Raw genomic sequence first — 26,821 nt, forward strand, 5'->3', positions numbered from 1 at the left:
CGGCGGAAACCGATGCTCCGGGTCTCGCCGCGCTCAGCTCGCCGGGACCGGCGCCAGGCGGGCCGGCGGTTCCTCGGTGGCCGGGGCCGCCGGGGCCGTCGGCCTGGCGGCCGGGCGCAGGAGCACGGCGCAGGCGAGGGCGGCCAGCAGGGCGAGCGAGGCCGAGACGGTCAGGCACAGCCGCATGCCGTCGAGGAAGGAGTCACCCAGGGCGGTCAGGGCCGGTCCGGTGGCGGCGTCCAGGTCGAGCCCGGCCACGGCGCCGAGTCCCTGCTCGCGGGCGGTGTCGAGGACGCGGGCACCGGCCTCGGCGGGCACCCCCGCGTCGGCGAGGCGGCCGGGCAGCGCGTCGAGGGCCCGGGTGGTCAGCAGGGCGCCGAGCACGGCGGGGCCGAGGGCTCCACCGACCTGGCGGAAGGCGTTGTTCCCGGCGGCGGCCATCCCGGCCAGGTGGTACGGGACGGAGGACACCGCGGAGGCGGTCATCGGGGTGAGCACGGCGCCCATGCCGAGGCCCAGCAGGGCCAGCCGCCAGACGATCGAGCCGTAGGAGGTGTGGGCGTCGACGCCGGTCAGCGAGACCATCGCGCCCGCCACGACGACCAGGCCCGTGGTGATCAGGATCCGGGGGGAGACCCGGTGCATCAGGCGTCCGATGGGCGCGCCGACAACGAGGGCCACCCCGGACACCATCACCATCCGCAGCGCCGCCTCGATCGTGGTCAGGTGCTGGACCATGCCGAAGTAGAGACTCAGCACGAAGAAGAAGCCGATCAGCCCGAGGAAGCTGATCATGGCGACCAGGGCGGTGGCGGTGAAGGCCGGGCTGCGGAACAGCGCCAGGTCGAGCATCGGGCTCGCGCTGCGGCGCTCCACGGCGACGAACACGGCCGCGGATACCGCGCCGAGCACCAGGGCCGTCACCACGGCGGGCTCGCCGAAGCCGTCAGCGCCGCCCTCGATCACGCCGTAGACGACCGCGGTGACCGCGACGGCCGCACTGATCTGTCCGGGCCAGTCGAGCCGGCGGCCGTGCGGGGCGCGCGAGTCGGGCAGCAGGAACGCCGCGACGACCAGCACGATCAGGGAGACCGGCACGGGCAGGAGGAAGATCCAGCGCCACGCGACGTGCTCCAGCAGCGCACCCGCGATCAGCGGGCCCACGGCGAGCGAGGCCATCAGGGACATGACCCACAGGCCGATGAACCTGCCCCGTTCCCGGTGGTCGGGGACCGCGTGGCTGATCAGGGCCAGCGTCGTGGGCAGCAGCGCCGCCGCCCCCAGCCCGGAGACGGCCTGCCCGGCCCACAGGGCCTGCACCGAGTCCGAGGACAGCGAGATCGCCGCGCCCAGCGCACAGAAGGCCATGCCCGCCTGGAAGACCCGCTTGCGGCCGTGGACGTCGCCCCACACCCCGGTGGTCAGGATCAGCGCGGCCATCGGCAGCACGAAGGCGTCCGAGACCCAGGACAGCTGGGACGTGGAGGCGCCCAGAGCCCGCTGGACGGCCGGCAGGCTCACCGACACGGTGGTCACGGGGAGGTAGGCGACGAAGACGCCCAGGCAGGCCATGACGAGCGTGACGCCCCGCCCTGATCTGTCCTGTGTCATTGCGGAATTCACGAAAAGGTTCCTTCTGCTGCGGGGGTGGGTGCCGCGCGGGCACCGGCTGCGATGTGAGCACCGCCGTCCGGCGTGCGCCCGCTCCCGGGCGCACCGGCGTACCACCGCGTTCCGCGCGGTCCGCCGGATCACCCGCAAAGCCGCCGACCAGCTTCGCCCCGACCGTCGATGAATCCCCAAGCGATCCCGGCGAACGTCATGGAACCTCCGGATGGAGCGCCGCCCATGTGACCATTCATCCATGCCTGACGATCTGGACCGCAAAATCATCCATGGGCTGAACTGCTCGCCGCGGGTCTCCTTCCGCCGCCTCAGCGAGGTCGTCGGGGTGTCCGAACAGACCGTGGCGCGCCGCTACAGCGCCCTGCGCCGCGGCGGCGTCGTCCGCGTCGTCGGGCTGAGCAGCCCCGCCGCCCACGGCCGGTCCGAGTGGATCGCGCGGCTGCGCTGCCGCCCGGACGCCGTGGGGCCGCTCGCGGATTCCCTGGCCCGCAGGCCGGAGGTCGCGTACACGAGCATCGCGTCGGGCGGTTCGGAGATCATCTGCATCATCCGTTCGCCCGCCGGGACCGCCGGCGACGACGTGCTGCTGAGGCGGCTTCCCCGGGCGGCCTCGGTCCTCGACCTGAACGTCGATCTTCTCGTCCACGCCTTCGGTTCCCCGGACACGGCCGGCTGGACCGGGCGGGAGGGCTCGCTCACCGACGAGCAGGTGCGGCTGCTGACCGCGGAGCGCCCCATCCCCGCCGGGCCCCCGCTCACCCCGACCGAGGAGGACCGCCCGCTCCTCGAAGCGCTGGCGGAGGACGGCCGCGCCTCCCACACCCGGCTCGCGGAGGCCACCGGCTGGTCCAAGCCGCGCGTGGCCCGTCGGCTGGAGGCCCTCGAAGCGACCGGCTCGCTGGTCTACGACATCGACACCGTGCCCGAACGCCTCGGCTACGAGCTCAACGCCACCCTCTGGCTCCAGGTCGACCTGCCCCGGCTCCAGGAGATCGGCGAGGAGCTCAGCGGGCACGACGAGTGCGCCTTCGCCGCTGCCATCAGCGGCAAGCACAACATCATGGCCGTGGTCATCTGCAAGGACACCCCGGACTTCTACCGCTACCTCAGCGGCCGCTTCGCCCGTACCGAGGGCATCAGGGGCTACGAGATCAGTGTGCGCGTGCGCCGTCTCAAGCAGGCCGCCTCCCTCATCCTCAACGGGCGGCTCGTCCACCCCGCGCTCGCCTGACCCGGGCGCGGGGCGGACCGGGCCCGTATCGGTCGGGACGCGCTCAGGCCACGGCCCGCCGGGGCTCGTCGTCGGCGCCCTCGCCCGCCGTGAACTCCTCGCCCTCCGGCCGCCCCTTCTTCGGGAGCAGGAAGGTCATGGCCAGGAATGCGACCAGCAGGCAGGCCTGCGCGATCAGCGCGTGCCGGAAGCCGGACGCGAAGTCGCCGCTCCTGGCGTCGGCGAAGAACACGGAGCCGAAGACGGCCACCCCGATCGAGCCGCCGATCGACTGGACCGCGGAGTGCACGCCGGAGGCGGAGCCGATCTCGTGGTCGTCGACGGCCGCGAGGATGAAGCTGAACAACGCCGCGATGACCATGCCCGCGCCGATGCCCGAGACGACGACGCCGGGGGCGATGTCCCAGATGGAGAACGAGCCGCCCAGGCGGCCGAGTTCGCGCTGCTCGTCCTGCCGCTGATGTCCGGCGCGCAGGCGCACAGCAGGGAGGTGGCGGTGAGTGATCGTGGCCCCCGCCGAGCACTGGGAGGCCATGGCGTACGAGCACGTGGCCCCGGTCATCCAGGGCGTCACCGAGGCCGCGGCCGACCTCTCCCCGCAGGACCGGGCCGTGGTGGCGGCGTTCCTGCGGCGAGTGGTCGGCGTCTACGACGGGGCGACCGGCCGCTGACCGAACACGGCCAAGGGCCTACTCCCCCGAAACCGCCTGGCGGAAGCCGTAGTTCGTCGCCGTGAGCCCGCCGTCCACCCGTAGCGTCGTCCCCGTGATCCAGGCCGCGTCGCGCGAGGCGAGGAAGGCGACGGCGGACGCGATGTCGTCCGGCTCGCCGACCCGGCCGAGCGGGTAGAGGCCGCTCACCCGGGACAGTTCCGCGTCGCGGCCCGCCCAGGCGTCGGTGCGGATCGTGCCGGGTGCGACCAGGTTGACGCGTACGCCGCGCGGTCCCGCATGGCCCGCCAGGGTACGGGTCAGGCTGCCCAGGCCCGCCTTGGCCGCGCTGTAGGCGTGATTGCCGAAGGCCTGTTCGCCGTTGACCGAGCCGATGTTGACGATCGCGCCCCGGCCGGAGGCCACCAGGTGCGGGAGGGCGGCGCGGGCACAGCGGTACGGGCCGGTGAGTGTGATGTCCAGGTCGCGCTGCCAGACCTCGTCGGGCTCGTCCTCGAAGAGCGGGACGTCGCCGGTACAGGCGTACGCGTTGTTCACCAGCACGTCGAGCGAGCCGAAAGCGGCGACCGCGTGGGCGACCGCGGCCTCGACCGCCGCCCGGTCGGCGACGTCGCAGGGCAGCGACTCGGCCGTCGCGCCCGTCTCGCGTATCTCCGCGGCAGTACGTCCTGCGCGGTCGCCGTCCAGGTCGGTGACCAGGACGCGCGCGCCCTCCGAGGCCAGTCGGCGGGCCGTGGCCGCACCGATGCCCTGGCCCGCTCCGGTGATGAGTACGCCGTAACCGTCGAACCGTGAACCAGCAGAGTGAGGAGGAGTCATAGCGCCGACCGTACTGCCCTGACCAGGGCCTGCGCACGGGGATCGGCGGTGACTCCCTTCTGCAGACCGTTCGTCACATAGCCCAGCGCGACACCGGATTCGGGGTCGGCGAATCCGAGCGAGCCACCCCGGCCGGGGTGGCCGAACGAGCCGGGGGCCAGCAGCGGGGCCGCCGGGCCGTGCAGCATGTAGCCGAGGCCGAAGCGGGTGCTGACGACCAGGACCCGGTCGGGGCCCGCCGACTCCTCGGTGCGGGCGAGGGTGAGCGTGGCCGGGGCGAACAGTCGGTGGCCGTCGACCGGGCCGATCATCGCGGCGTAGCAGCGGGCCAGCGCGCGGGCGGTGGCGATGCCGTTGGAGGCGGGGAGTTCGGCCACCCGGTAGGCGGGGTCGTTCTCGTCGGGGAGGGGGTCGATGGCCCCGAAGGCGCGGCGGGTGAGGGACTGCGGGTCGCGGTACGCCTCGACGACGGACCGCTTGGGGCGCATCCTCAGGGCTCCGCCGTTGCCCGCGTCGGCCGGGGGTTCGACGGGCCCGATCCGGCCCACCCGGTGCGCCTCGTCCGCCGGGAGGCCGAACCAGAAGTCCAGGCCGAGCGGGCGGGCGATCTCCTCGGCGACCCAGCGGCCGACGGTGCGGCCGGTGACCCGGCGCACCAGTTCGCCTATGAGCCAGCTGTAGGTCTGGGCGTGGTAGCCGTGGTCGGTGCCGGGTTCCCACTGAGGGCGCTGGGCCGCGACGGCCCGGGGCCCAGAGATCCCGTCGGCCGCCTCGGAGGGGGTCAGCGGGCAGTCGAGGGCGGGTATGCCGGCCCGGTGGGCGAGGAGGTGGCGGACGAGCACACGTTCCTTGCCGGCCGCCTTGAACTCCGGCCAGTACGTGCCGACCGGGGCGTCGAGGTCCACCTGGCCGCGCTGGTGCAGCATCAGCGGTACGGCGGCGGCAATGCCCTTGCCCGCCGAGCGGACGATCTGCACGGTGTCGACGGCCCATGGTTCGACGCCGTCGACGTCTCTCGTACCGGCCCACAGATCGACGACCTTGCGCCCGTCCCGGTAGACCGCGACGGCCGCACCGCGTTCGCCGCGCTGCTCGAAGTTACGGACGAAAGCATCCCGGACCGGTTCGAATCCGGCCGCCACCGTGCCCCGTACGTCCACGCCTGCTCCTGCGCTCCCGCTCATCCCCCCATGGTGCATCCCGCCGCAGGTCGGACGCGGGGCGGGTCACCCCATGTTCACAGTCACGGAACGCGGGTCGAAGCCGAAGGGCAGCTCCAGACGGTGGGTGCGCATCAGTTCCTCGTCGCAGAGCAGGTCCTGGGTACGGTCGTCGGCGGCGATGACGCCCTCGCTCAGGACGACCGCGCGCGGGCAGAGCTCCAGGGCGTACGGCAGGTCGTGCGTGACCATGAGCACAGTGACGTCCAGGGACCGCAGGATGTCGGCGAGTTCGCGCCGCGAGGCCGGGTCCAGGTTGGAGGACGGCTCGTCCAGCACCAGGATCTCCGGCCTCATGGCGAGGACGGTGGCGACGGCGACGCGGCGGCGCTGGCCGAAGGAAAGGTGGTGCGGCGGCCGGTTCGCGTACTCCTCCATGCCGACCTGCCGCAGGGCTTCGGTGACGCGTTCCTCCAGTTCGGCGCCGCGCAGCCCGGAGGCGGCGGGACCGAAGGCGACGTCCTCGCGGACGGTGGGCATGAAGAGCTGGTCGTCGGGGTCCTGGAAGACGATGCCGACGCGGCGGCGGATCTCGGCGAGGTTGCGCTTCTCGACCGGGAGACCGGCGACCCGGACGGTGCCCGCACCGGCGTCGAGGATGCCGTTGAGGTGGAGGACGAGGGTGGTCTTGCCGGCTCCGTTCGGGCCCAGCAGGGCGACGCGCTCGCCTCGGGCGACCGTCAGGTTCACCCCGAAGAGCGCCTGGTGACCGTCGGGGTAGGCGTAGGCGAGGCCACTGACTTCCAGGGACGGCGCGGGGGCGGTGGGCATGCTCATACGGTCCATCCCAGCAGACAGATGATGAGGGCGAGTACGGGGAGTGCCGAGGCATGCGCCCACTGGGTCCTGGAGGCCGTCACCTCGTCGATGACCGGCATGGAACCGGCGTAGCCGCGGCTGACCATCGCGAGGTGGACGCGTTCGCCGCGCTCGTACGACCTGATGAAGAGCGCGCCCGCCGATTTGGCCAGGACACCCCACTGCCGTATCCCGCGGGCCTCGAAGCCGCGGGAGCGGCGGGCGATCGACATCCGGCGCATCTCGTCGGTGATCACATCGCCGTACCGGATCATGAAGGAGGCGATCTGGACGAGCAGCGGCGGCAGCTTGAGCCGCTGGAGGCCGAGCAGCAGCGAGCGCAGTTCGGTGGTGGAGGCGAGGAGCACGGACGCGGCGACGCCGAGGGTGCCCTTGGCGAGGACGTTCCAGGCGCCCCAGAGGCCGGGAACACTGACCGAGAGGCCGAGGACGTGGGTATGTTCGCCGGGCACCACGAACGGCATGAGCAGCGCGAACGCCACGAACGGCACCTCGATGAGCAGCCGCTTGAGCAGGAGGAGCGCGGGGATGCGGGCCAGCGCGGTGACGGCACCGATCAGCGCCGCGTACAGCGCGAACGCCCACACCGCCTCGCGCGGCGTCGAGACGACGACCACGACGAAGCAGAAGGCGGCGGCGAGCTTGCAGTGCGGCGGCAGGTCGTGGACGGGCGAGTGCCCGTGCCGATAGAGCCTGTGTGCATGTCCGGCGCCCATGGTCAGACGGTCTTCCCGGTGCGCGGGGTGCCGACGGGCGCGTCCGGCGTGCGACGGCGGCGGACCACGTAGAAGACTCCGCTGCCGACCACGATCGTGGCACCGACACCGATCACTCCGGCGAGGCCGCCCGAGATCCGGGCGTCGGAGACGTCCTTGACGCCGTAGTCGGCGAGCGGGGAGTCCTTGGCGGCGTGCTCCTCGGTCTTCTTGTCGATGCCCTGGTCGGCGGCGACCTTCTCCAGGCCGTCGGGGCTGGCGGAGGCGTAGAAGGAGACGAAGCCCGCCAGGACGAGGGCGATGACCAGGCCGGTGGCCCGGATTCCCCGGGTGGAGCGGGCGGCGACGGGGGCGACGGGCTGCCGGGCGGGGGCGTCGACGAGCTCGCCGTCGACCCGGAGCTTGAGCGGGGCGGTGAGTCCGCGGGCTCCGTGGACCAGATCGGGCCGTACGGCGATGACGGCGCCGACGGTCAGGGCGGTGATCACGGCTTCGCCGATACCGATCAGTACGTGGACCCCGACCATGGCGGTGAAGACCTTGCCGATCGGTATGTCGGTGGTGCCGCCGATCCAGTAGATCAGCGTGAAGACGCAGGCCGAGGCCGGTACGGAGACCAGAGCGGCGACGAAGGAAGCGGCCGTCATGGAGCGGCGGGTGCGCGGCAGCACGCCGACCAGCCCGCGGAAGAGGGCGTACGCGACGACGGTGGTCGTGATGCCCATGTCGAGCACGTTCACGCCGAGCGCGGTGAGGCCGCCGTCGGCGAAGAGGATGCCCTGCATGAGCAGGACGACGGAGATACAGAGCACCCCTGTGTAGGGCCCGACCAGGATCGCGGCGAGCGCACCGCCCAGCAGATGCCCGCTGGTGCCCGCCGCGACCGGGAAGTTCAGCATCTGTACGGCGAAGATGAACGCGGCGACCAGGCCGGCGAGCGGCGCGGTGCGTTCATCGAGTTCACGGCGGGCGCCCCGCAGGCTGACGGCGACGGCACCCGCGGCGACGACTCCAGCAGCGGCGGAGACGGGTGCGTTGATGAATCCGTCGGGTACATGCATGGAGGGGGCTCCGCTTCCTGCGTTACTGCGTAGCTGCGCGGGGTCATGAACCTCTCAATGATAGGTCCTTGTTGCAAATCATTCGCAAGAGCGCATGCATAACAGCTGTGCAACCTCGGCCACCCCGGCACTCCCACCGCACCAACCGGCCAAATATGGGACATTGGAGGGTACGAATAGGCAAAGAGGAGGAGTCGGCTATGTCCCCAGTGATCGAAGAGCACACCGAAGCCCGGCTCATCACCGAGGCCACCGACACCTTCGCAGTCCCCGTCGACCTGCGGTACGACGCCACCTCCGACCCGCGAACCGTCCATGTCGCCTTCCCCGGCGGCACCGACTGGGCCTTCGGCCGCGACCTGCTGGAGGGCGGGATGCGCTCCCCCGCCGGGCGCGGTCCCATCCGGATATGGCCCTGCGGCCGGGCTCAGCTGGTCGTGGAGAAGCACTCGGCGGACGGCGTCGAGGTGGTGCAGTTCGACAATGCGTCGATGAACCGCTTCCTGCACCGCATCCACGACGAGAGCGGGCCCGAGGCCGTGCGGACGGTGCCCACCCGGACGTGACGGCATGAATGAGCCCCCGTGCCGCTCGCACGGGGGCTCATCGTCGCCCCGGTCCCCCGTCCCACAGGTAACCGGCGCATCCGGGGCCGCGCTCCGCTCGGACGCGGCCCCGGGGCTCGTCAAGGAATCAGACCCGGGCCAGCTCGCGCTCGCCCTGGGCGTCACCGCGGCCTTCGCCGTCGGACGGCGCCCCGCCGAGCTCCTTGCGCAGCCCCTCGCCCTCCACGTCCACGTTCGGCAGGAGCCGGTCCAGCCAGCGCGGCAGCCACCAGGCACGCTTGCCGAGCAGGGCGAGGACCGCGGGCACGATCGCCATCCGGACCACGAACGCGTCGAAGAAGACGGCGATGGCGAGCGAGAAGCCGATCATCTTGACCATCTGCTCACTGGAGCCGATGAAGCCGGCGAAGACCGCCATCATGATCACGGCCGCGGCCGTGACGACCCGGGCGCCGTGCCTGAAGCCGGTGACGATCGCCTGGCCGGGCTTCTCGCCGTGGACGTACGCCTCCCGCATCCGGGTCACGAGGAAGACCTCGTAGTCCATGGCGAGGCCGAAGACCACACCCACCATGAAGATCGGCATCATGGACATGATCGGGCCGGTCTGTTCCACGCCGAAGAGCGAGCCGAGCCAGCCCCACTGGAAGACGGCTACGACAGCGCCCAGGGCCGCGACGACCGAGAGCAGGAAGCCGAGGGCCGCCTTCAGCGGCACCAGCACCGACCGGAAGACCAGCATCAGCAGCAGGAAGGCCAGGCCGACGACGAGCGCCAGGTACGGCAGCAGCGCGTCGTTCATCTTCTGCGAGAAGTCGATGTTCATCGCCGTGGAGCCGGTGACCAGGACCTCGGCGCCCGTGTCGGACTTGATGTCCTTGCCCGAGTCACGGATCGCGTGGACCACGCTCTCGGTCTCGGTGGAGCTCGGCCGGTCCTTCGGGACGACGGTGATCATCGCGGTGTCGCCGGCCTTGTTGAACTGGGCCGGGGTGACGGCGACGACGCCCGGGATGCCGGAGATCTCGTCGGAGACCTGCTTGGCGGCGGTCTTGCCGTCGGAGCTCTTCGCGGTGTCGACGACGACCATCAGCGGCCCGTTGAAGCCGGGGCCGAAGCCGTCGGAGAGCAGGTCGTAGGCGCGCCGCTGGGTGGTGCTGGTGGGCTGGGAGCCGTCGTCGGGCAGGCCCATCTCCAGGGACGCGGCCGGCACGGCGATCGCACCGAGGCCGATGACTCCGACCAGCAGCACCCACACCGGCTTGCGCAGTACGAACCGCGCCCAGCGGGTGCCCATGTTCGGCTTCGCCTCGGGCCGGTTCCCGGCCTCGGCGGCCTTGCGCGCCTTGCGCCCCATGACCCGCTTGCCCGCGAAGCCCAGCATGGCCGGAACCAGGGTGAGCGCGATGAGGACGGCGATCACGACCGTACCGGCCGCGGCGAAGCCCATCTTCGACAGCATCGGGATGTTGACGACGGCGAGGCCGACCAGGGCGATGACGACGGTGAGGCCGGCGAAGACGACCGCGGAACCGGCCGTGCCGACGGCCCGTCCGGCCGCTTCCTCGCGCTCCCGGCCCTCGGCCAGCTCGGCGCGGTAGCGGGAGACGATGAACAGCGCATAGTCGATGCCGACCGCGAGGCCGATCATCATCGCGAGGGTGGACGTGGTGGAGCCCAGGTCGAGCACGTTCGCCAGGGCCGTGATCGTCGAGACACCGATGCCGACCCCGATCAGGGCGGTGAGCAGCGGCAGCCCGGCGGCGATCAGCGAGCCGAAGGTGATGACCAGCACCACCGCGGCGATCGCGACACCGATGACCTCGGTGATCCCGGTCTCCGGCATCACCTGGAGCGCGTCACCGCCGATCTCCACGGTCATCCCGCTCTTCTGCGCCGTGTGGCCCGCGTCCTTGAGGGCGTCCCTGGTCGCGTCGGTCAGCTCCATCGAGTTGACCTTGTAGGACACGGAGACGTACGCCGTGGAGCCGTTCTTGCTGACGGCGCCCGCGGTGTACGGGTCGGTGACCGAGGCGATCTGGTCCGAGCCGGACTTCAGCTCACCGGCGATCTTGTTGACCTCGGCCTTGTTCGCCGGGTCCGTCATCTTCTGGCCGTCGGGGGCCTTGAAGACCACACGTGCGGTCGCGCCGTCGGCGCTGGAGTCGGGGAAGCGCTGTTCCAGCAGGTCGAAGGCATTCTGCGCCTCCGTACCCGGGATCGAGAAGGAGCTGGAGGTGGCGGTGGACGCGGAGGCCGCGCCGAATCCGGCGAGTGCCAGCAGTGCCACCCAGATCAGGGCGACATAGCGGCGGCGCCGGAAGGCGAGCCGTCCGAGCTTGTAGAGGAATGTGGCCACGGAGGCGTACTCCCGGTCAGGTCGTGTGAGTGGAAAAGGGCGTGAGGAACCGGCCCGACGACGAGAGCGGCGTGTCAGGTGAGTCTTGGGGAGGGGGCCGTGCGAAGGGGACGGGAGGGGGCGGACTCCGGAGCCGGCTGGAGATGCTGCGCGAGCCCGGCCAGGATCTTCAGCCGACTCCGAGTGCGGGGAGGATCACGGAGTCGACGTAGTCGGTGAGGAACTCCTGGTCGACGGGGCGGTCCTCGACCAGCTGCCGAGCGGTGAAGGCACCGATCAGCATGTGCGATACATATTTCAGCGCCGGATGGTCCGGACGCAGTTCTCCCCGGTCCACGGCTCGGCGCAGCAATGTGTTGAGGCCGGTCATCTCCGGCTCGATCAGCAGTTCGCGCAGGGCCTGGAGCAGATCGGGATTCTCGTGGACGGCATGGCTCAGAGCCCGCATCAGCGCGGAGTTCTTCTCCATCTGGCAGTCGTTTGTACGGCTCAGTGCGGCGTGGAAGTCACCGCGCAGCGATCCGGTGTCGATCTCTGCGAGGGACACCGGCTTGTTGTTCCGCAGGGCCTTGACGACCAGCTCGGGCTTGCTCCCCCACTGGCGGTAGAGGGTGGCCTTGCTGGAACGGGTGCGGGCGGCGATGGCGTCCATGGTCAGGGCGTCGTAGCCGACTTCGCGGAGCAGGTCGAGCACGGCGGCGTACAGCTCGCCCTCGCGCTCGGGCGTGAGCCGGGTGCGCGCCATGTGCCGACCTCCTGTTCGCGCTTCCGTCCGTGACTCCCGTACAGCAGCCAATCGAACGAAACTGTTTCGTACACATCGACAGTACTGCGCCGCCCAGCGAAACGAAATCGTTTCGCTTGTGTTCCGCACCACAAGTTGCCGGGGCCCTCCCGCGCGGAAAGCATTGGAGGGTGAGTGACGACGTCGCGTATCTCCGTTTCCCGCATCTCCACGAGGATCTGCTCTGCTTCGCGGCCGAGGACGACCTCTGGGTCGCTCCCCTCGCCGCCGAGGGGCAGCGGCCCGGCCGCGCGTGGCGGCTGACCGTCGACCGGACCCGGGTCAGCCACCCACGGTTCTCCCCCGACGGAAGCCGTATCGCGTACACGACCTGGCGCAGCCTCGACCCCGAGATCCATCTCGCGCCGGTCGAGGGCGGGCCGGCCCGCAGGCTCACCTACTGGGGGTCGACGGACGCCCGGGTCTGCGGCTGGACACCCGACCCCCCGGACGCTTCCCAGATTCTCGCCGTGTCCTCGCACAACCAGCCGTTCTCGCATGTCTCCTGGGCCTACACGGTCCCCACGGACGGCGGCCCCGGCGGCAGACTCCCCTGGGGACCGGTCTCCGACATCGCCGTCGCCGACATCGACGGCGAACGGCGCACCCTGCTGCTGACCGGCAAACCTCCGCACGAACCGGCCTCCTGGAAGCGGTACCGGGGCGGTGCCATGGGGCGGCTGTGGCTGCACGGCGAGCGGCTGCTCCCGGACATCGGCGGCCACCTCGACTCGCCCATGTTCGTCGGCGGCCGGATCGCGTTCCTCTCCGACCACGAGGGCGTCGGCAATCTGTACTCCTGCCTGCCCGACGGCAGCGATCTGCGCCGCCACACGGACCACGACGCCTTCTACGCCCGGCACGCCTCCAGCGACGGCAGCCGGATCGTGTACCAGTGCGCGGGCGATGTGTGGCTGGTGGACGACCTGGAGTCGCCGGACGCGATGCCGCGGAAGCTGGAGGTACGGCTCGGCGGGCCGCGTGCCGGACGGCGTACGTACCAGGTGCCGGCCGCCAGCAATGTCGACTCACTGTCCGTGGACGAGACGGGCCGGGCCAGCGCCGTCTCCGTGCGCGGCAGCCTGTACTGGCTCACCCACCGCGACGGCCCCGCCCGGACGATCGCCGGCACCCCGGGGGTCCGGGTCCGGCTGCCCGAGATGCTCGGCAGCGGCGGCCAGGTCGCCTACGTCACGGACGCGGACGGCGAGGACGCGATCGAGATCGCCTACCTGCCGCGCGCCAGCGGCGACCGCGAGCCGCGCCGACTGGCCTCCGGACAGATCGGCAGGGTCCATGAGCTGATCTCCGACCCGGACGGCGAACGGCTGGCGATCGCCACGAACGACGGGCGGCTGCTGCTCCTGGACACGGACGAGGAGTCCACCGGCGAACCCACCGAACTGATCCAGTCCGTCAACGGACCGGTCCGGGACATGGCGTTCTCACCGGACGGCGCCTGGCTGACCTGGTCGCACCCCGGGATCGGCCGTTCGTTGCGGCAGATCAAGCTGGCGCGCATCCTGGGAACCGGCGCCCCGGTGATCGTCGATGTCACCAACGGCCGCTTCGAGGACGAGAATCCCGTCTTCACCGGCGACGGACGCTACCTCGCCTTCCTTTCCTGGCGTGGCTTCGACCCGGTGTACGACGTCCACACCGGGGACCTCTCCTTCCCGCTGGGCTGCCGCCCGTACCTGGTGCCGCTCTCCTCGGCCACGCCCTCCCCGTTCGCCCTGTCCCCGGAGGGGCGTCCGGCGGCGGGCGGTCTCGACCCGGCCGACGACGTCGTCGTCGAGGCCGGTACGGGCGAGGGGCCGTCCACGGTCACGGTCGAGTTCGAGGGTCTGGAGAACCGGGTGACACCGTTCCCGGTCTCCGCGTCGAAGTACTCGGCCCTTCGTCCGGTCAGCGGTGGCGGGCTCGTCTGGCTGCGCTGGCCGATCTCGGGCGCGCTCGGCGAGACATTCGCCAACCCGGCGGACATGTCGGGTCGCCCGACGCTCGAACACTTCAACATCTCCAAGGCCAGGAAGACCGAACTCGTCGGCCATCTGGACTGGTTCGCGGTCAGCGGCGACGCGACGCGGCTGGTCGTCATGGACGAGGGCGAGCTGCGCGCCGTCCCCGCCACCGAGACCGGCGACAGCGACTCGACGGTCTACATCGATCTGCGCCGCATCCTGCACGAGGTCGACCCGGCGGCGGAGTGGCGGCAGGCGTACGGGGAGGCCGGGCGCATCATCCGCTCCTACTTCTGGGAGCCGGAGATGTGCGGCATCGACTGGGACGCCGTACTCGACCAGTACCGACCGCTGGTCGAACGGGTCGCCTCCCCCGACGAGTTCGCCGATCTGATGCGCGAGGTCCTGGGCGAGCTGGGCACCTCGCACGCGTATGTGGCACCGGCCCGCCGCAACGAGGGCCCGCCGCACTACCAGCGGGCGATCGGGATGCTCGGCGCGAACCTGGTGTGCCGGGACGGCGACTGGACGATCCGGCGCATCCTGCCCGGTGACTCCTCCGACTCCAAGGCCCGTTCCCCGCTGGCCGGTACGGGCATCCGGGAGGGCGCGGTCCTCACCCATGTCGACGGCCGTCCGGTCGACCCGGTGACGGGCCCGTACCCCCTCCTCTCCGCAGCAGGCGGCACCACGGTCGAGCTGACCTTCCGCCCCGCCGAAGGGGGCGGCCACTCCCGCCGCGTCGCGATCATCCCCCTGGTCGACGAACGCCCCCTGCGCTACCAGGACTGGGTGGCCAAACGCCGTGAAGTCGTACGGGATTTGAGCGGCGGCAAGTGCGGGTATCTGCACATCCCCGACATGGGCGGCTCGGGCTGGGCCCAGTTCAACCGGGACCTGCGCGGGGAGGTCTCCCGCCCGGCCCTGATCGTCGACGTACGCGGCAACGCGGGCGGCCACATCAGCGAGTTGGTGGTCGAGAAGCTCACCCGCACGATCCTCGGCTGGGACCTGACGCGCAACGCCCAGCCGGTCAGTTACGCCTCCAACGCCCCCCGGGGCCCGGTGGTCGCCCTGGCCGACGAGGCGACGTCCTCCGACGGCGACATGATCACCGCCGTGTTCCGCCTGCTGAAACTGGGCCCGGTGGTGGGCCAGCGGACGTGGGGCGGCGTGGTCGGCATGACCGGCCGGCACCGGCTGGGCGACGGCACGGTGATCACGGTGCCGATGAACGCGGCCTGGTTCGACACGTACGGCTGGTCGATCGAGAACTACGGCGTCGAACCGGACCTGGAAGCCCTGCGCACCCCGCTCGACTGGGCCGAGGGCCGGTACGCGGTGCTGGACGACGGGGTACGAGTGGCGCTGGACCTGCTCGCCGCACACCCGGCGGCGACCCCGCCGACGTACGACAACGTCCCGGACCGGCAGCGTCCGCCCCTGCCGCCGCGGTAAAGGGCTCCCGCGACGGCACACCGTTCAGCGCTCAGCGCGTCGGCCCGGCTCCGGGTCCGCCGAGGCCGACGCCCGTTTCGGGTCTGCCGGGACCGGGAGGCTCGTACACCGGCGAGCCCCACGAGGCGGGCGCCCTCAACTCGCACCAGACCGTCTTCCCGCACGGCCCCTGCTCCACGCCCCACCGCAGCGCCAACGCGTCCACGAGCGACAGCCCCCGCCCCGACTCGTCGCCCCCGGCAGTGGCCCGGAGAGCCGGCCAGGCGCACGGCTCGGGATCGCTCAGCTCGACGCGGATACGGCCGACGCACGTACCGCTGACCCGTAGCGTGACCGGTGTCCCCTCACCGAGATGCACGATCACATTGGTCAGCAACTCACTGACGCAGAGCAGCAGATCGGGCGAATCAGCACCACCGCACCGCTCCCGCAGGGTGCGCCGCATCTCCGGTACGGCCTTCGGCACGGCGAGCAGGTCCACCGTGAGTGGCAGCGGGGTCATCCACCGGCCGCCGAGCGCAGCACCTCGGCCAGCCGACGCGCGGTCTGCGCAGTGCAGTTGCCGAGCGCGACCAGCGGCGGCCGGATCGTCCACCCGGCCAGGGTCAGCGGATCGACGCCGAGCGACGGCAGGGCGATGCCGTGGGCCGTGAGCGCGGCGCGGAGCGCGTCGATGGCCGGGCCGATGTCGTAGTCGGGGGCGTCCTGTGTGTCATCCATGAGGGTCATCCACCTTTCATTGCACACTGTGACGAACCACTCACACACTGCCGCGCAGGGCTCTACCTTGAAAGGGTTTCCCGCTCCACAACGCACAGCGCGAAAGGTGGTCAAGAGTGGCTACGCGCAAGGAGATCGACGGCTCGGCGGGTGTCCCGCAGTTCTACGGCAAGGAACTCCGCTTCAAACGGGAGGCGGCGGGCCTCACCCTGGAGAAGCTGGTGGACGGCAGCTTCTACGGCATCACGTACTTGAGCGAGATCGAGCACGGCCATCGCCGGATGCCGAAGGACCTGGCCCAGCACGTGGACCGGGTGCTGGCTACGGACGGCTTCTTCCAGCGGCGGTGCGAGGACGTGCGGAAGGCCAGGCGCAAAGGTCACGCGGAGTATTTCGAGCGTGTACTGGAGGCGGAGAAGCACGCCGAAACCATCGAGCAGTGGTCCCCGGCCGTCTTCCCTGGCCTGCTCCAGACAGAGCCTTACGCGCGGGCCCTGTTCCGCGCCGAGCGGACGCCTGAGCTTCCGCAGGAGATCGACGAGAAGGTCAACGCGCGGCTGGCACGGGCACAGCTCTTCGAGACGGACCACCGGACACCGCAGTACTGGGTGGTCCTGCACGAGTCCCTGCTGCGATTGCCGATCCTGCCGCAGCAGCAGTTGGCGGAGCAGCTCGATCACGTCGCCGCCCTCATCAGACGCGGCCGGATCTTTACGCAGATCCTTCCGTGGAACACGGGAGCGCACGCCCTCATGCTGGGCAACGCCATGGTTCTGGACTTCGCGGACGCTCCTCCGTTGGTCTACATGGAGGGTCAGCACCACGGCAACACCGTCGACGATCCGAGCCTCGTGAAGCAGTATCGGAGGTCGTACGATCTCCTGAGGGCCGCCGCTTTGCCGCCGGAGGCGTCCCTCGCCATGATCGAGGAAGCGGCAGAGGATTACCGAAATGGTGTGCAAACCAGTCGACTTGAGCGCCGCTACCTGGCGTAAGAGCAGCCACAGCAACACCTCCGGCGGCGACTGCCTCGAAGTCGCGGACGGCCACCCCGGCATCGTCCCCGTCCGCGACTCCAAGCGCCCCGCAGGTCCGGCACTCGTCATCACCGCATCCGCCTGGACGCCGTTCGTCGAGTCCGTCAAGACGGCCTGACCGCAGCGCGGCTGTTTCGCCTCCGTGCGCGGCATTTCGCCCATCCGATCCCGCCCCGCCTTCGAGCCCCGCTCGGACGCGTCACGAGCGTCCGGTCCCGGCCCTCGCCCATCCACTCCCGGGCCTTCCCTGCCCGAGTACGAACATCTTGCGTGTCATAGCTCAGACGCGAGGATCGCCAGACGAAGCAAAGCGGCGAAGGCCAGTCCGGCTGGGAACGCGTACCCCCAGCTACGCAGCCACTCGGCCTTCACGAACGCCCACGAGAGCAGTGCCGTCACGACGGAGAAGGCCAGCCCGATGCCGCCCGCGAATCGGGCGTTGGTGACAGCCTGGCCGCCCCAGGGGGGAGCCGCGCTGGACGCGCTCCTCCCCACCCGACGCACGTTGCGGATCAAAGCCCGCACCCGCAAGAACTCCACCCTTGACGGGGCCTGTCGCGTTCGGCGAAGGCACGGGCCGTGTGATGTTGGCGCAGAGCGAGTCGCTGGGATGCGCTGCTGACCAACCTGCCCTCAGACGAGGCCGACACGGGACTGTGCCGCACCATGCCCCGGATGAGGTGGGGGGAGTGGCCGGCCCCGGTCTGGATTGGCATGAGCAGTGATTGCAGCCCCGCGAGCGGGCCGGTGACCGCCCCGCCGACCCCCAGGAGGGGTGAGGTCTTCGACGGCCGGGCCGACGGGGTCATTCAGTGCCGCGGTGCCGAATTCAGGACATCGCGCTTGGCCAGCGTCTCCGCTCCGGCTCCCATGAGCGTGACCTTGCCGGAGTGAACAGTGTCCAGTTGCTCGACCTGCTTGCCGTACCACTCAATGGCGGTCAGCAAGAACCCTGACGTGGCCGTGCCCGGGCCGGCTGCGGAACCTGGGTGCTGGAACACCATGCCCAGCCGTGCCGTCCCCTCGACGCAGCGGACCACGCACACGGCCACGTCGCCCGCAGCGCCGGTAACGCCCGGTGTCACGGACTCGATGGATTCGATGCTCAGGGCCGCTTTCTGCGGCACGTTATCCAGCACGTCGGTGTGCCTCCTCGACGAAGTGCGCGATCTGCTCGGGGGCGAGCTTCGGAACATCGTATTCAAGGAGCGGATCGATGTCCCCGTTGCCGATCTTGCGTGGCACGTGGATGCCCATCTCGGAGAGGATCTCCCGGGCTACCGCCGATGGCACCTGCACGGATGCGCGGGACGACAGCTCCGCCGGACTCAGCTCGACCGGCCATTCGGCCTCCCGCGCGATGTACCCCTGGTGCACCGGGACCCCGTCCAGCGCGCCGCGCGGATAGATCTCGACGATGGCGTCGCCGAACCGTTCGGCCTGCGCCGCGAACACGCTGGCGACGCCCGGGTCGGACGAGGTTGGTGTGATGCCGTGCCGCTGCACACCGGGGCTGCCCTCGAAACCTGTGGTGGTTCCGCAGAACAAATGCGGAGGGCACGGTGACAGGCCGAGCGGGTCGGTCCAGGTGTGCGGATTCAGGACATACGTCGACGGGTTCGGCGCCGGGACGAGGCCGAGCGGGTCCGGGGTGAGGTATCGGGCCGTCTCCGGATCGTAATGCCGGAAGTAGTAGTGCAGCCCTGTCTCAGGGTCGTAGTACTGGCCGGGGAAGCGCAGTGGCGTGTACGCGGTACTGTCAGATGCCCATGTGGTGGTACCCCACAGGGTCCGGCGGCTGCGCCAGGCGATACCGCCTTGCATGTGTCGACCAGGTCCCAGTGGAGCACAAACAGCCAGGCTCGCCTTCTTCAGGCCGCTGGCGATGCGGACTTCGTGGATGGCGGCCCCGGACAGATCAACCCCTACGACGGCGTCACAGCAGGTCCTGGCCAGCTCGCTCAACCAAGGCAGGTGCCTCGCATTCAGGTGGGCGTGAGTCCACGCTCACTCTGCCGTGCCGTTGATCGCCCCCGCGATACGCGGGGCGAATTCCTCCATGTACTCGCGGTGTTCCACGTGGATCACGGATTCCGGGATTTCCCCCAGGGGTGAGAGATCGACACCGTCGAGCTTCCCGCAACCGTCGAGATCGGTAAGCGCGTGCAGGAGCGCCTCCAGGGCCACTCGGGACTCCTCGTGCGGGGCCAGCATGGCGATCAGGTCCCCTACCACTCTGGCTTGGGTGCGGGAGAGCAGGTTCACGAAGTCCTGAACGCGGTCGCTCGCCTCCGTACGCACCGCTTCGTCGAGACTCAGAAGGTCTCGGAGGAAGTCGACATAATACGTGCTTTCCATACGTCCCGTCTTCCAGTTCAGTGCGGGTACGGCACCGGCAGATGGCTGGGCCACGGAATGTGGGTGTCGTTGATCGCCGTCTCATTATAGTTCGGACTGTTCTGGTTTCCGGGGCCCGCGCCGCTTCGTCCCCGCGCAGCACGGCCATGGGGTTCGACTTACCGGAACGGAACGAACCGTGCAGATACGTGGCCTTTGAGGTGTGCCGTCCAGAGCGGCCTCCACGGGAGAATCGGGACTATTCTTCCCAGTTAATGATCCAGCGAGATTCAATGAAATATTGACGAAGCGATGCTTCGTCTTCGGCCCACGAATCACCACCCCCTTGACGGAAATCTCGATCTACAGCGGTAATGATGAGGTAGCTGGGTGGATCATCAGGTAGTTCCTGGATTCTTACGAATCTCCCCGCTTCTTCACCAGAAACGATTCTCCCAATGGAGTCGATTTTAATCACTGCGACCTTACCTATCGCGGCTTTACTCGATCAGTGGAACGCGGGAGAACGCGTAAGCACGCGAAGCTCCTGACGGACATGGTGATCTTGGTCGAGAACCGTCTATCAGGAGCTTCGCCGTTCCGTACAGCCCATCCCGACAACGACCCGCACCACCAGCTTGGAAAAGGCTCAGTTCACGCCGAAAGAAATCCTCCGCGCCAGGACAGCTTCAATGAATTTCTGAGGTGGCAGGTATTTGTGATACTTGACGTAGTGGTAAGCGAGATCCGGCGCGATTAGCAATTCTCCACCTGCGGAATAGACGCGCACTTCCGCGGCCCCCAGTGCAATCCAGGCTCCATCCGCTTCGGCGCGATAGGGGTATGAGGGCTTACCGTTCTCATGAGGCAACGAGCAGGCGTGCCACCCGCGCATCCTTGCGGAAGAATGGTCTCGGGCAAGGAGAATGAAGGAGTCAAGAAAGCCTTCCGGTACATCACCCTCCGGGAAATCGTTGTCGCCACCGAGCCATCCAATATTCAGCGCATTTGCGCCAGGCGGGATGGTTTCAGCTGCATAGACGTAAGGAGATAGATCGCTATACGTGGTCACGTCGCCTCGTCCTCCAAGAATCACACTTCGGCATGCTGCCCAGTGGATATTTCCCATGTTGGGTCTCAATAATTCAGAGAGGTTCACTGGCAGTAACATTCCTGGGTGCCCCGAGAATCTTTAGCCCATCAGGCTTGAATGGGGTGTGGTTTGGGGCGTCACTTACCCCCAGGATCATTGATCCACTCGGCGAGGAGGTCTGTGAACTCCTCGTCCGAGATGACGCTTCCGCCGAAGTTGAACCCTTGCCAGGCGAGTGCCCGCTGAAGAACATCTATTGGAATTCCGAATGCGCTGCGGAAGGCTCCCACGAAAGAAACCGGACCGAACGCAGGGCCGAGGACCTCCTTCGCCAGCCTTCCAAGGTCCGTCGCACCCAATCCTTGATTATGCGCCGCCCGGAGATCGTCAGTGGCGCGCTGTATGAAATCGTTTCCCATGGATGTGCCTTGCTTTTTTTGGAATGGTTAATGAGAAGGTGGTCTGAATATTACACCGACGTTGCTATAGTCTCCATGTGGTCCCCTCAGCTCCACTATTTCGACATCGGTGAATCCATGACGCGCGGCCATCTTACCGGTAAAGGTGGTTCGTGCAGCATCCTCAAGGGCCCGCATGTCGCCGGGTGGTGCATTTCGGGCGGCGGAATTGAAAGAATCCAAATTGTCTCGTAGTGTCCCGCCATTCTGCCAGTAACCCTTGACGCCCTGCACGTCATTTCCGAAGCTTCTTATGGCGTTGTCGAACATCTCTGAACCACGTGGAGTGTCCGGGCCCTTCTCGATGACCAAGCTCATGATCCCCTTGGAGTCCAGATCGGCCACGATCCCCTTCCCGCTGGGATAGATGTCCATGTACGGGCAGGGCGCAAGTCCGAGAGGGTCGGACCACGCATGTGGATTCTTGACGTACGCAACCGGATGAGGGCTGGGTGACAGGCCGAGTGGGTCGGATGAGAGATAGCGTGCGGTTTCCGGGTCGTAATATCGAAAAAGATTGTAATGCAGACTCGTCTCTGCGTCGAAATACTGCCCTGGGAATCGCAGCGGTGTGTAAGTTGAACTTGCACTATTCCAGGTGGTTGTTCCCCATAGCGTGGTACGCGTCCACCACGCCAATTGCCCTGAGTCGTCGATAAGTTCCTTTGGGGTTCCGATGAAATCTGTGACGATGGAGAAGAAGCGTTCGTCTATGATTTGCTGAGGATCGTCGGGAGAAATTATCCGCTCAGTTTGTGTGAGTGGGTGAAGGTCGTTGTGTTCCCAGGTCAATGTGACTGCGTATGGCATGTTCTGGCTACGCGTCACTTGCTCGCAAAGGGTGCTGTCATCCCAGGCGAAGGTGACTTCCTCCCGGAGGAACTTTCCGTCCATGCCGACGTGCTGCTTGCATATGCGGCGTCCCAGAGGGTCGTACCTGTAGTGCCATTTTGTGCCATCTGGCGTGGTAACAGAGGTAAGGCGGTCTTCTGCATCCCATTCGTATCGCCAGGTGTCAGGTTTGCGGGAGAGACGGGTCTTCTGGCGGAGGGTGATGCGGCCGAGGGCGTCGTTTTCGTAGCGGATGGTGCCGGCGCGGGTGATGGCTGTGCCGGAGTAAGTGCGGGTGCCGACGGCTTCTTGGCCCGGGTGTGATGTGGGCCAGGAGGCTTCGGTCTGGTTTCCGGCTGCGTCGTAGGCGTAGCGCTCCGTCCAATTCGCGGCGTGAACGGCGGTGACGCGGCCGGCGGTGTCGAGGTCGAAGGTTTTGGGGCCGGAGAGTTGGTCAGTGAGGCCGGTGAGGTGGCCGTCGGCGCGGTAGGTGTAGTCGCGACGTTGGACGCTGCGGTTGTCCGGGCCGGTGATGCGCTGAGCGGTGAGGCGGCCTATGGGGTCGTACTGGTTGGCCAGGGTGAGGGTGTCGCCGATGTGACGGGCGGTTTCCTGGCCTGCTGCGTCGTGTTCGAAGGTGAGGTTGCGGCCGGAGGCGGTGAGGGAGGTGCGTCGGCCTGCGGCGTCGTAGGTCCAGGTGCTGTAGGCACCGCTGGGTGTTCTGCGGCTGGTACATCGGCCGAGGGCGTCGTACTCGTACGACATGGTGCGGCCGTCGACGGTTTCCGATTTGAGGCGGCCGTGCCGGTCGCGAAGGTAGGTGAGGGTCGTGTCCGGGCCGGTCGCCTCGGCGAGTTGGTCGAAGATGTCGTATTCGAAGGTGGTGACCGCGCCTGCGGCGTCCTTGGAGATGATGCGGTCGAGGTCGTCCCGCTGGTAGCGGATGGTCTGGCCGAGGGCGTCGGTGCGTGCGGTGAGACGGCCCGCCGCATCGCATTGGTAGGTGATTGTGCGGTTGTCGAAGTCGGTCTCGGATATGAGATGGCCGACCGTGTCGTAGGCGTATTGCCAGGTCAGACCTTGAGGGTTGAGGACCTGGGTGAGTCGGAGTTCGTGGTCGTGGGCGAACTCGTAGCGCACGCCGTCCGGCCCGGTGCGGGCGGTCATGAGATCGAAGTGGGTGTACTCAAATTGGGAGACGGAACCCATGGCATCGGTGTGCGTGAGGCAGTTGCCCTCGCCGTCGTACGCCCATGACTGCGTGGTGCCGTCTGCGTCGGTACGGCGGGACAGTTTGCCTTCGACCGTCCATTCGAGGCGGGTGGTCGCGCCGAGAGGGTCGGTGAGGACGACGGGACGGCCGAGAGCGTCCCGGACGACACGGGTGGTGGCGCCCAATGGGTCGGTGATCTCGATGGGAAGGCCGACCGCGTCACTGCTGATGCGGGTGGTGTTGCCGAGTGCATCCGTCATGGATGTGAGGTGTCCGGCCTCGTCGTACGTGTAGGCCGTCGTCGCGCCGGAGGCGTCGGTGACCGAGGTGCGGTTGCCGCGCTCGTCGTAGGTCTGCCGGGTGACCAGGCCGTCTGCTCCCCGGATTCGTAGCGGTAGGCCGAGGGCGTTGTAGTCGGCGGTCAGTTCCCGCCCGTCCGGACGGACTACCGAGGTGAGGTGGCCGTGCTCGTCATAGGTGGACCTGGTGACGTGCCCCAGCGGGTCGGTAACGGACAGCAGTCGGTGGTAGCGGTCGTGCTCGTAGCGGGTGACCGCTCCCAGGGCGTTGATCTCGGCGACGACCTGGGAGCGGTCGTTGACCGTGTATCGCTTGGTGTGGCCGAGGCCGTCGGTCATGGACGTCATGCGCAGGCCGGTGTCGGGGTCGGTGTCGCCCCAGGTGAAGTGGGCTTCGAGGTGTCCGTTGGTGCCGGTCTGGTAGACGCAGCGGTCGTGTTCGTCGTAGACGTACTCGTACCGGCTTCCGTTGGTGTCCGTCCAGGAGGTGATGCGGCCCAGTTCGTCGTAGCCGAAGCGCAGCGGCTTGTCGGAGGAGCTGGTGACTTCGGTGAGGTGGCCGTCGGTGTAGCCGTAGCGGAGAATTTCCTGGTCGGTGCCGTCGGGGGCGGCGCCTGCCAGGTGCAGGGCGGTGACCCGGCCGTCGTTCGTGGTGAGTTTCAGGTGGTAGCCGCCGTGGTGCACGATCGACGTCGGGGCGCCGGTCTCGTCGTACTCGAAGGTGATCCATCGGCCGTTGCGGTCGTCGATCTGGGCCAGGAGTGCCAGCTCCCCGTTGGGGTGGTCGACGAAGTGCCGGACGCGGCCGGTTTCCGGGTCGGTGATGGTGTAGCCGTCGTCCACCCGGTCCAGGGGCCAGCGTCGGCCGTGCGTGGGCATGACGGGGGCGCCGGGTGCGGGGTGCGGGTAGGCGAGCAGGCTGCCTTCGGCGCAGCTGAACACCACGCCTTCTGCGTCGATCTCCAGGCGCTGGTCGACTGTGCTCGACCAGCCTGATCCGAACCAGCGGCCGGCTCGGTACGAGGAGTCGAAGACGCGTTCAAAGACAAGAGGCAGTGATCCCGGCAGCGTGATGTCCGTCTGCGGGAGCAGCATGCGTCCGGTCGCGACGTCGACGGGGTCTCCGGCGCACTTGACGTCGCTGCATTTCTTGGCGTTGGAGTCGGGGTTCTTTTCGTGGCCGTGCCGGTTCTTGCCCTTGGGGTGTTTGAGGAGGTCCTTCATGCCGGCCCGTAGGCCGCCCTTGATCAGGCCGCCGCCCTTGGTGCCGATCATTTCGGGGACGAGTCGGCCGATGAATTCGGAGGGGTCGCCTTTGGCGGCGTCCCAGGCGTTCTTGAGGGCTCGGTCGGGGTTGGCGGCGGTGGAGACGAGGCCGGCGAGCGTCATGTGGACGCCCTTCACATACTCGGCCGGGTGCGTCAGGTTGTAGGGGTCGGTCGGATTGACCGAGCGGACGAAGTTCACCAGTCCTGCGGTGCCTTTGACGACTCCGCCGCCGAAGTGGGCCAACTCGATGCCCTGGCCGACTTCGTAGTCGATGAACTCCTGCTTGGCACGGTTCAGTCCGGTGGGTTCCTTCGGGGCGTGTGCCATCGCAGTGGTGATCGCGCTCTTGGCCGCTTCGGCGGCCTCGTTGCGCGCCCGGCGGGCGTGTTCCAGGATCTCCTGTGCATGCTGCCGTTTGGCCACGCTCGGATCGGAGAACGTCCCTGGGTGCGGGAGCGGGTGATCGGTGTTGCGTACCGCGTTGTACGCTGCCGCCTTCTCCCGGAACGCGGCAGCGGCCGTCTCGTAGTCCTGCTTGCCCTCCTTGTAGAGAGCGATCGCCTCGCGGGCTTTGGCCTGTGCACTGGTGACCGTCCCGGCGTACGTCTCCAACGCCGTGGCCGCGTCCTCGAATGCGTCCGCCGCACGCAACCAGTCGGTGGGCAGCGTCTGGAACTTCTCCCGGAACGCGTCGGCGGCTTCCCCCTTCCAGTGACCGGAGTCGAGCTTCTTCATCCCGCCGCCGACGAGATCGAACGCCTTTTGGAAGTCCCGGAGGTTCTTCACCGCCGCGCTGATCTTCTCCGGCCTGCCGTGGATCAGCTCGTTGGCTTCCTCGGTCTGTCCGAGCTGTTTCTCCCCGACCTCCGCCCCGAGCGAGGACGCGGTCTCATCCCCCTAGTCCTCGACCGCATCCGCCCACTGATCAGCGCCGACCTTCTCCAGACCGGAGCCGAGCACGTCGGTGCCCTTGTCGATCCCCTCGCCGACAAGCTCCTTGCCCTTGTCGACCAGCTTGCCCGCACCGTCGTAGAGATCTCCGCCGAGCTTCCCCCAGTCCACCATCAGCGGCTCTCCCCCCACCGCGGCTGCTCGGCCTGACGAATCGTCTCCTGCGACGGATCAAGCTGCTCCTTCAGCCGCTCATCCGCCGCCGCCCGCACCGCCGGATCCACCAGCCCGGACCGTTCCATCGCGTCGAGTCCGGCGTCCTCCACGTCGTAGGCGGTGTCCTTCCAGGTCTGCTTCACCTCTTCCCCCGCCTTCAACATCGACTCCCCGCTGAAGTCCGGGTCGTCATACATGGACTGGTTGCGGATCGTGTCCCAGCTCATGCCCTTCACCTCGTCCTCGGACAGGTGCGGGTTCCCGTTCAGGGAGTTCACGCCGATCTTGAACGAGTCCTTGACGTACTGCTCCTGCTCCGCGAAAGAACCCGCCGACAACCCGACCCCCAAGGCGAAGTTGTTGCCCTTCTGCGTCAGCGCCCGCACACCCCACTCCCAGCGGTTGCAGAACGTCTCGAACTCCGACGTCAGCCCGCCATGCCCCAACTCCAGCCCCGACAAAGCGAGATCCGAGAACCCCCGGCCCATCGACGCCTGCCCGATCATGCCGAGATCCTTCAACTCGGCATGCGCCAGATCGATCCCCTTCGCGATCGCAGCCAACGCCTCCGGCGGCACCTGAAGATCAGCACTCTCTCCGCTCATCGCATCCCCCCGAGATCCACAGCAACCGCATCCGGCACGATCCCCGCCACCGGCGGAAACAACATCCCGCCGTCTTCACTGCCCGCATCCAACGCCACCCCCGCCGGCCCCGGCAACATCGGCACCATCACATCCAACAACCGCGCACCCAAAACTGCCTGGTACACCCACTCCCGCTCGGCATCCCCACGAGCCCGCGCAAACCGGGCCAACGCCTCCTCGTCCGAGAACGCACAGATCCAACGAACCCCGTTCTGCTCCGCCGACCACAAATCCCCGAACTCATCCAGCGGCACCAGCACCGCCGTACGCCGGAACTCACCCAGTAACACAGCAAACTCATGCCGAGCCGCCGCCGTCGGATCATCCTGTGGTGTCGCGGCAGGGACAGGTTCCGGTACCTCACGCGGTGCCGACGGCACGTCGGGCGCCGCAGGCCAGTCGGCCAAGTCAGCAATCTTCGAACGCCGGACACGCGGCTCCGCTACGTCATCCCCGTTATCGAACACGCGTCGAATGCTGTCACGGCACGCTTCCCAGGAGCAACGAGCAAAAGCA

The 26,821-nt window shown here is 68.5% G+C and carries 23 protein-coding genes and 4 pseudogenes; 6 read left to right on the forward strand and 21 right to left on the reverse strand.

The features are described 5' to 3' along the window. Positions 1-33: 33 nt before the first annotated feature. The gene (locus IEZ15_RS18885) at positions 34-1,611 is read right to left on the reverse strand and encodes an MFS transporter (RefSeq protein ID WP_189278528.1); all 1,578 of its coding nucleotides are present in this window, start codon (positions 1,609-1,611) and stop codon (positions 34-36) included. Between the two features lie 253 nt (positions 1,612-1,864). On the opposite strand from IEZ15_RS18885, the gene IEZ15_RS18890 reads away from it, so the two are divergent. Then, positions 1,865-2,857 carry an Lrp/AsnC family transcriptional regulator gene (locus IEZ15_RS18890; RefSeq protein ID WP_189278280.1) on the forward strand — a complete coding sequence of 331 codons (993 nt, stop codon included), beginning with the start codon at positions 1,865-1,867 and terminating at the stop codon, positions 2,855-2,857. A gap of 43 nt (positions 2,858-2,900) precedes the next feature. On the opposite strand, the pseudogene IEZ15_RS18895 reads toward IEZ15_RS18890, so the two are convergent. Further along, positions 2,901-3,275: pseudogene (locus IEZ15_RS18895) on the reverse strand (MFS transporter); the annotation flags it as partial. Positions 3,276-3,357: 82 nt separating this feature from the next. On the opposite strand from IEZ15_RS18895, the gene IEZ15_RS18900 reads away from it, so the two are divergent. Continuing rightward, positions 3,358-3,528 carry a hypothetical protein gene (locus IEZ15_RS18900; RefSeq protein ID WP_189278282.1) on the forward strand — a complete coding sequence of 57 codons (171 nt, stop codon included), beginning with the start codon at positions 3,358-3,360 and terminating at the stop codon, positions 3,526-3,528. A gap of 18 nt (positions 3,529-3,546) precedes the next feature. Here IEZ15_RS18900 and IEZ15_RS18905 read toward each other — a convergent pair whose 3' ends face one another. From IEZ15_RS18905 to IEZ15_RS18925, 5 genes are all read right to left on the reverse strand, one after another. Then, on the reverse strand, positions 3,547-4,347 hold the full coding sequence (locus tag IEZ15_RS18905) for an SDR family NAD(P)-dependent oxidoreductase (protein ID WP_189278284.1): 801 nt from the start codon (positions 4,345-4,347) through the stop codon (positions 3,547-3,549). Continuing rightward, the gene (locus IEZ15_RS18910; RefSeq protein ID WP_189278530.1) at positions 4,344-5,507 is read right to left on the reverse strand and encodes a serine hydrolase domain-containing protein; all 1,164 of its coding nucleotides are present in this window, start codon (positions 5,505-5,507) and stop codon (positions 4,344-4,346) included. Before IEZ15_RS18910 ends, IEZ15_RS18905 begins: the two co-directional genes overlap by 4 nt. Positions 5,508-5,573: 66 nt before the next feature. Continuing rightward, a complete protein-coding gene (locus IEZ15_RS18915; RefSeq protein ID WP_114244991.1) occupies positions 5,574-6,344 on the reverse strand; it encodes an energy-coupling factor ABC transporter ATP-binding protein in 771 nt (256 codons plus the stop codon). Then, positions 6,341-7,102: a cobalt ECF transporter T component CbiQ gene (cbiQ, locus tag IEZ15_RS18920; protein ID WP_189278286.1), complete on the reverse strand. Its 762-nt coding sequence runs from the start codon at positions 7,100-7,102 to the stop codon at positions 6,341-6,343. The genes IEZ15_RS18915 and cbiQ overlap by 4 nt, the downstream gene beginning before the upstream one ends. A gap of 2 nt (positions 7,103-7,104) precedes the next feature. Continuing rightward, the gene (locus IEZ15_RS18925) at positions 7,105-8,163 is read right to left on the reverse strand and encodes an energy-coupling factor ABC transporter permease (protein WP_114244993.1); all 1,059 of its coding nucleotides are present in this window, start codon (positions 8,161-8,163) and stop codon (positions 7,105-7,107) included. A gap of 200 nt (positions 8,164-8,363) precedes the next feature. Here IEZ15_RS18925 and IEZ15_RS18930 point away from each other — a divergent pair, with 200 nt between their 5' ends. Continuing rightward, on the forward strand, positions 8,364-8,729 hold the full coding sequence (locus tag IEZ15_RS18930; protein WP_189278289.1) for an SsgA family sporulation/cell division regulator: 366 nt from the start codon (positions 8,364-8,366) through the stop codon (positions 8,727-8,729). 127 nt (positions 8,730-8,856) lie between these two features. On the opposite strand, the gene IEZ15_RS18935 is transcribed toward IEZ15_RS18930, so the two are convergent. Next, complete coding sequence (locus IEZ15_RS18935; protein ID WP_189278291.1) at positions 8,857-11,088, reverse strand: MMPL family transporter; 2,232 nt, start codon at positions 11,086-11,088, stop codon at positions 8,857-8,859. Positions 11,089-11,257: 169 nt separating this feature from the next. Beyond that, the gene (locus IEZ15_RS18940) at positions 11,258-11,833 is read right to left on the reverse strand and encodes a TetR/AcrR family transcriptional regulator (RefSeq protein ID WP_114244996.1); all 576 of its coding nucleotides are present in this window, start codon (positions 11,831-11,833) and stop codon (positions 11,258-11,260) included. Positions 11,834-12,003: 170 nt separating this feature from the next. On the opposite strand from IEZ15_RS18940, the gene IEZ15_RS18945 reads away from it, so the two are divergent. Beyond that, positions 12,004-15,294, forward strand: a complete 3,291-nt coding sequence (locus tag IEZ15_RS18945) for a S41 family peptidase (protein ID WP_189278293.1) — start codon at positions 12,004-12,006, stop codon at positions 15,292-15,294. A 31-nt stretch (positions 15,295-15,325) separates the two neighbouring features. On the opposite strand, the gene IEZ15_RS18950 is transcribed toward IEZ15_RS18945, so the two are convergent. Further along, entirely contained in the window at positions 15,326-15,796 is a 471-nt protein-coding gene (locus IEZ15_RS18950; RefSeq protein ID WP_189278296.1) for an ATP-binding protein, read from the reverse strand. Continuing rightward, positions 15,793-16,014 (reverse strand): hypothetical protein, encoded by a 222-nt coding sequence (locus IEZ15_RS18955; protein ID WP_189278297.1) that lies wholly within the window; start codon positions 16,012-16,014, stop codon positions 15,793-15,795. The genes IEZ15_RS18950 and IEZ15_RS18955 overlap by 4 nt, the downstream gene beginning before the upstream one ends. Before the next feature lie 116 nt (positions 16,015-16,130). On the opposite strand from IEZ15_RS18955, the gene IEZ15_RS18960 reads away from it, so the two are divergent. Next, positions 16,131-17,009: a helix-turn-helix domain-containing protein gene (locus IEZ15_RS18960; RefSeq protein ID WP_189278299.1), complete on the forward strand. Its 879-nt coding sequence runs from the start codon at positions 16,131-16,133 to the stop codon at positions 17,007-17,009. Further along, positions 16,966-17,169, forward strand: coding sequence for a DUF397 domain-containing protein (locus IEZ15_RS18965; protein ID WP_189278301.1), 204 nt, complete (start codon positions 16,966-16,968; stop codon positions 17,167-17,169). The genes IEZ15_RS18960 and IEZ15_RS18965 overlap by 44 nt, the downstream gene beginning before the upstream one ends. A gap of 155 nt (positions 17,170-17,324) precedes the next feature. On the opposite strand, the gene IEZ15_RS18970 is transcribed toward IEZ15_RS18965, so the two are convergent. The 10 genes and pseudogenes from IEZ15_RS18970 to IEZ15_RS19015 all read right to left on the reverse strand — a co-directional run bounded on the left by IEZ15_RS18970 (position 17,325) and on the right by IEZ15_RS19015 (position 26,772). Beyond that, positions 17,325-17,546: a hypothetical protein gene (locus tag IEZ15_RS18970; protein WP_189278303.1), complete on the reverse strand. Its 222-nt coding sequence runs from the start codon at positions 17,544-17,546 to the stop codon at positions 17,325-17,327. Positions 17,547-17,860: 314 nt separating this feature from the next. Then, the gene (locus IEZ15_RS18975) at positions 17,861-18,190 is read right to left on the reverse strand and encodes a hypothetical protein (RefSeq protein WP_189278305.1); all 330 of its coding nucleotides are present in this window, start codon (positions 18,188-18,190) and stop codon (positions 17,861-17,863) included. Continuing rightward, positions 18,180-18,869 (reverse strand): annotated as a pseudogene (locus tag IEZ15_RS44800) (RHS repeat-associated core domain-containing protein); the annotation flags it as partial. The gene IEZ15_RS18975 and the pseudogene IEZ15_RS44800, both read right to left, overlap by 11 nt. 189 nt (positions 18,870-19,058) lie before the next feature. Next, entirely contained in the window at positions 19,059-19,409 is a 351-nt protein-coding gene (locus IEZ15_RS18985) for a hypothetical protein (protein WP_189278307.1), read from the reverse strand. Positions 19,410-19,426: 17 nt separating this feature from the next. Next, positions 19,427-19,498 (reverse strand): annotated as a pseudogene (locus IEZ15_RS47065) (hypothetical protein); the annotation flags it as partial. Positions 19,499-20,037: 539 nt separating this feature from the next. After that, positions 20,038-20,460, reverse strand: a complete 423-nt coding sequence (locus tag IEZ15_RS18995; protein ID WP_189278308.1) for a DUF7919 family protein — start codon at positions 20,458-20,460, stop codon at positions 20,038-20,040. A 158-nt stretch (positions 20,461-20,618) separates the two neighbouring features. Further along, positions 20,619-20,900 (reverse strand): hypothetical protein, encoded by a 282-nt coding sequence (locus IEZ15_RS19000; protein ID WP_189278310.1) that lies wholly within the window; start codon positions 20,898-20,900, stop codon positions 20,619-20,621. A 27-nt stretch (positions 20,901-20,927) separates the two neighbouring features. Beyond that, positions 20,928-25,616, reverse strand: a pseudogene (locus IEZ15_RS19005) (putative T7SS-secreted protein). Further along, positions 25,616-26,263 (reverse strand): hypothetical protein, encoded by a 648-nt coding sequence (locus IEZ15_RS19010; protein WP_189278312.1) that lies wholly within the window; start codon positions 26,261-26,263, stop codon positions 25,616-25,618. Before IEZ15_RS19010 ends, IEZ15_RS19005 begins: the two are co-directional and overlap by 1 nt. Further along, complete coding sequence (locus IEZ15_RS19015) at positions 26,260-26,772, reverse strand: SseB family protein (protein WP_189278314.1); 513 nt, start codon at positions 26,770-26,772, stop codon at positions 26,260-26,262. Before IEZ15_RS19015 ends, IEZ15_RS19010 begins: the two co-directional genes overlap by 4 nt. Positions 26,773-26,821 lie beyond the last annotated feature (49 nt).

It is taken from the genome of Streptomyces atratus (assembly GCF_014648655.1).
GTDB lineage: Bacteria > Actinomycetota > Actinomycetes > Streptomycetales > Streptomycetaceae > Streptomyces > Streptomyces atratus.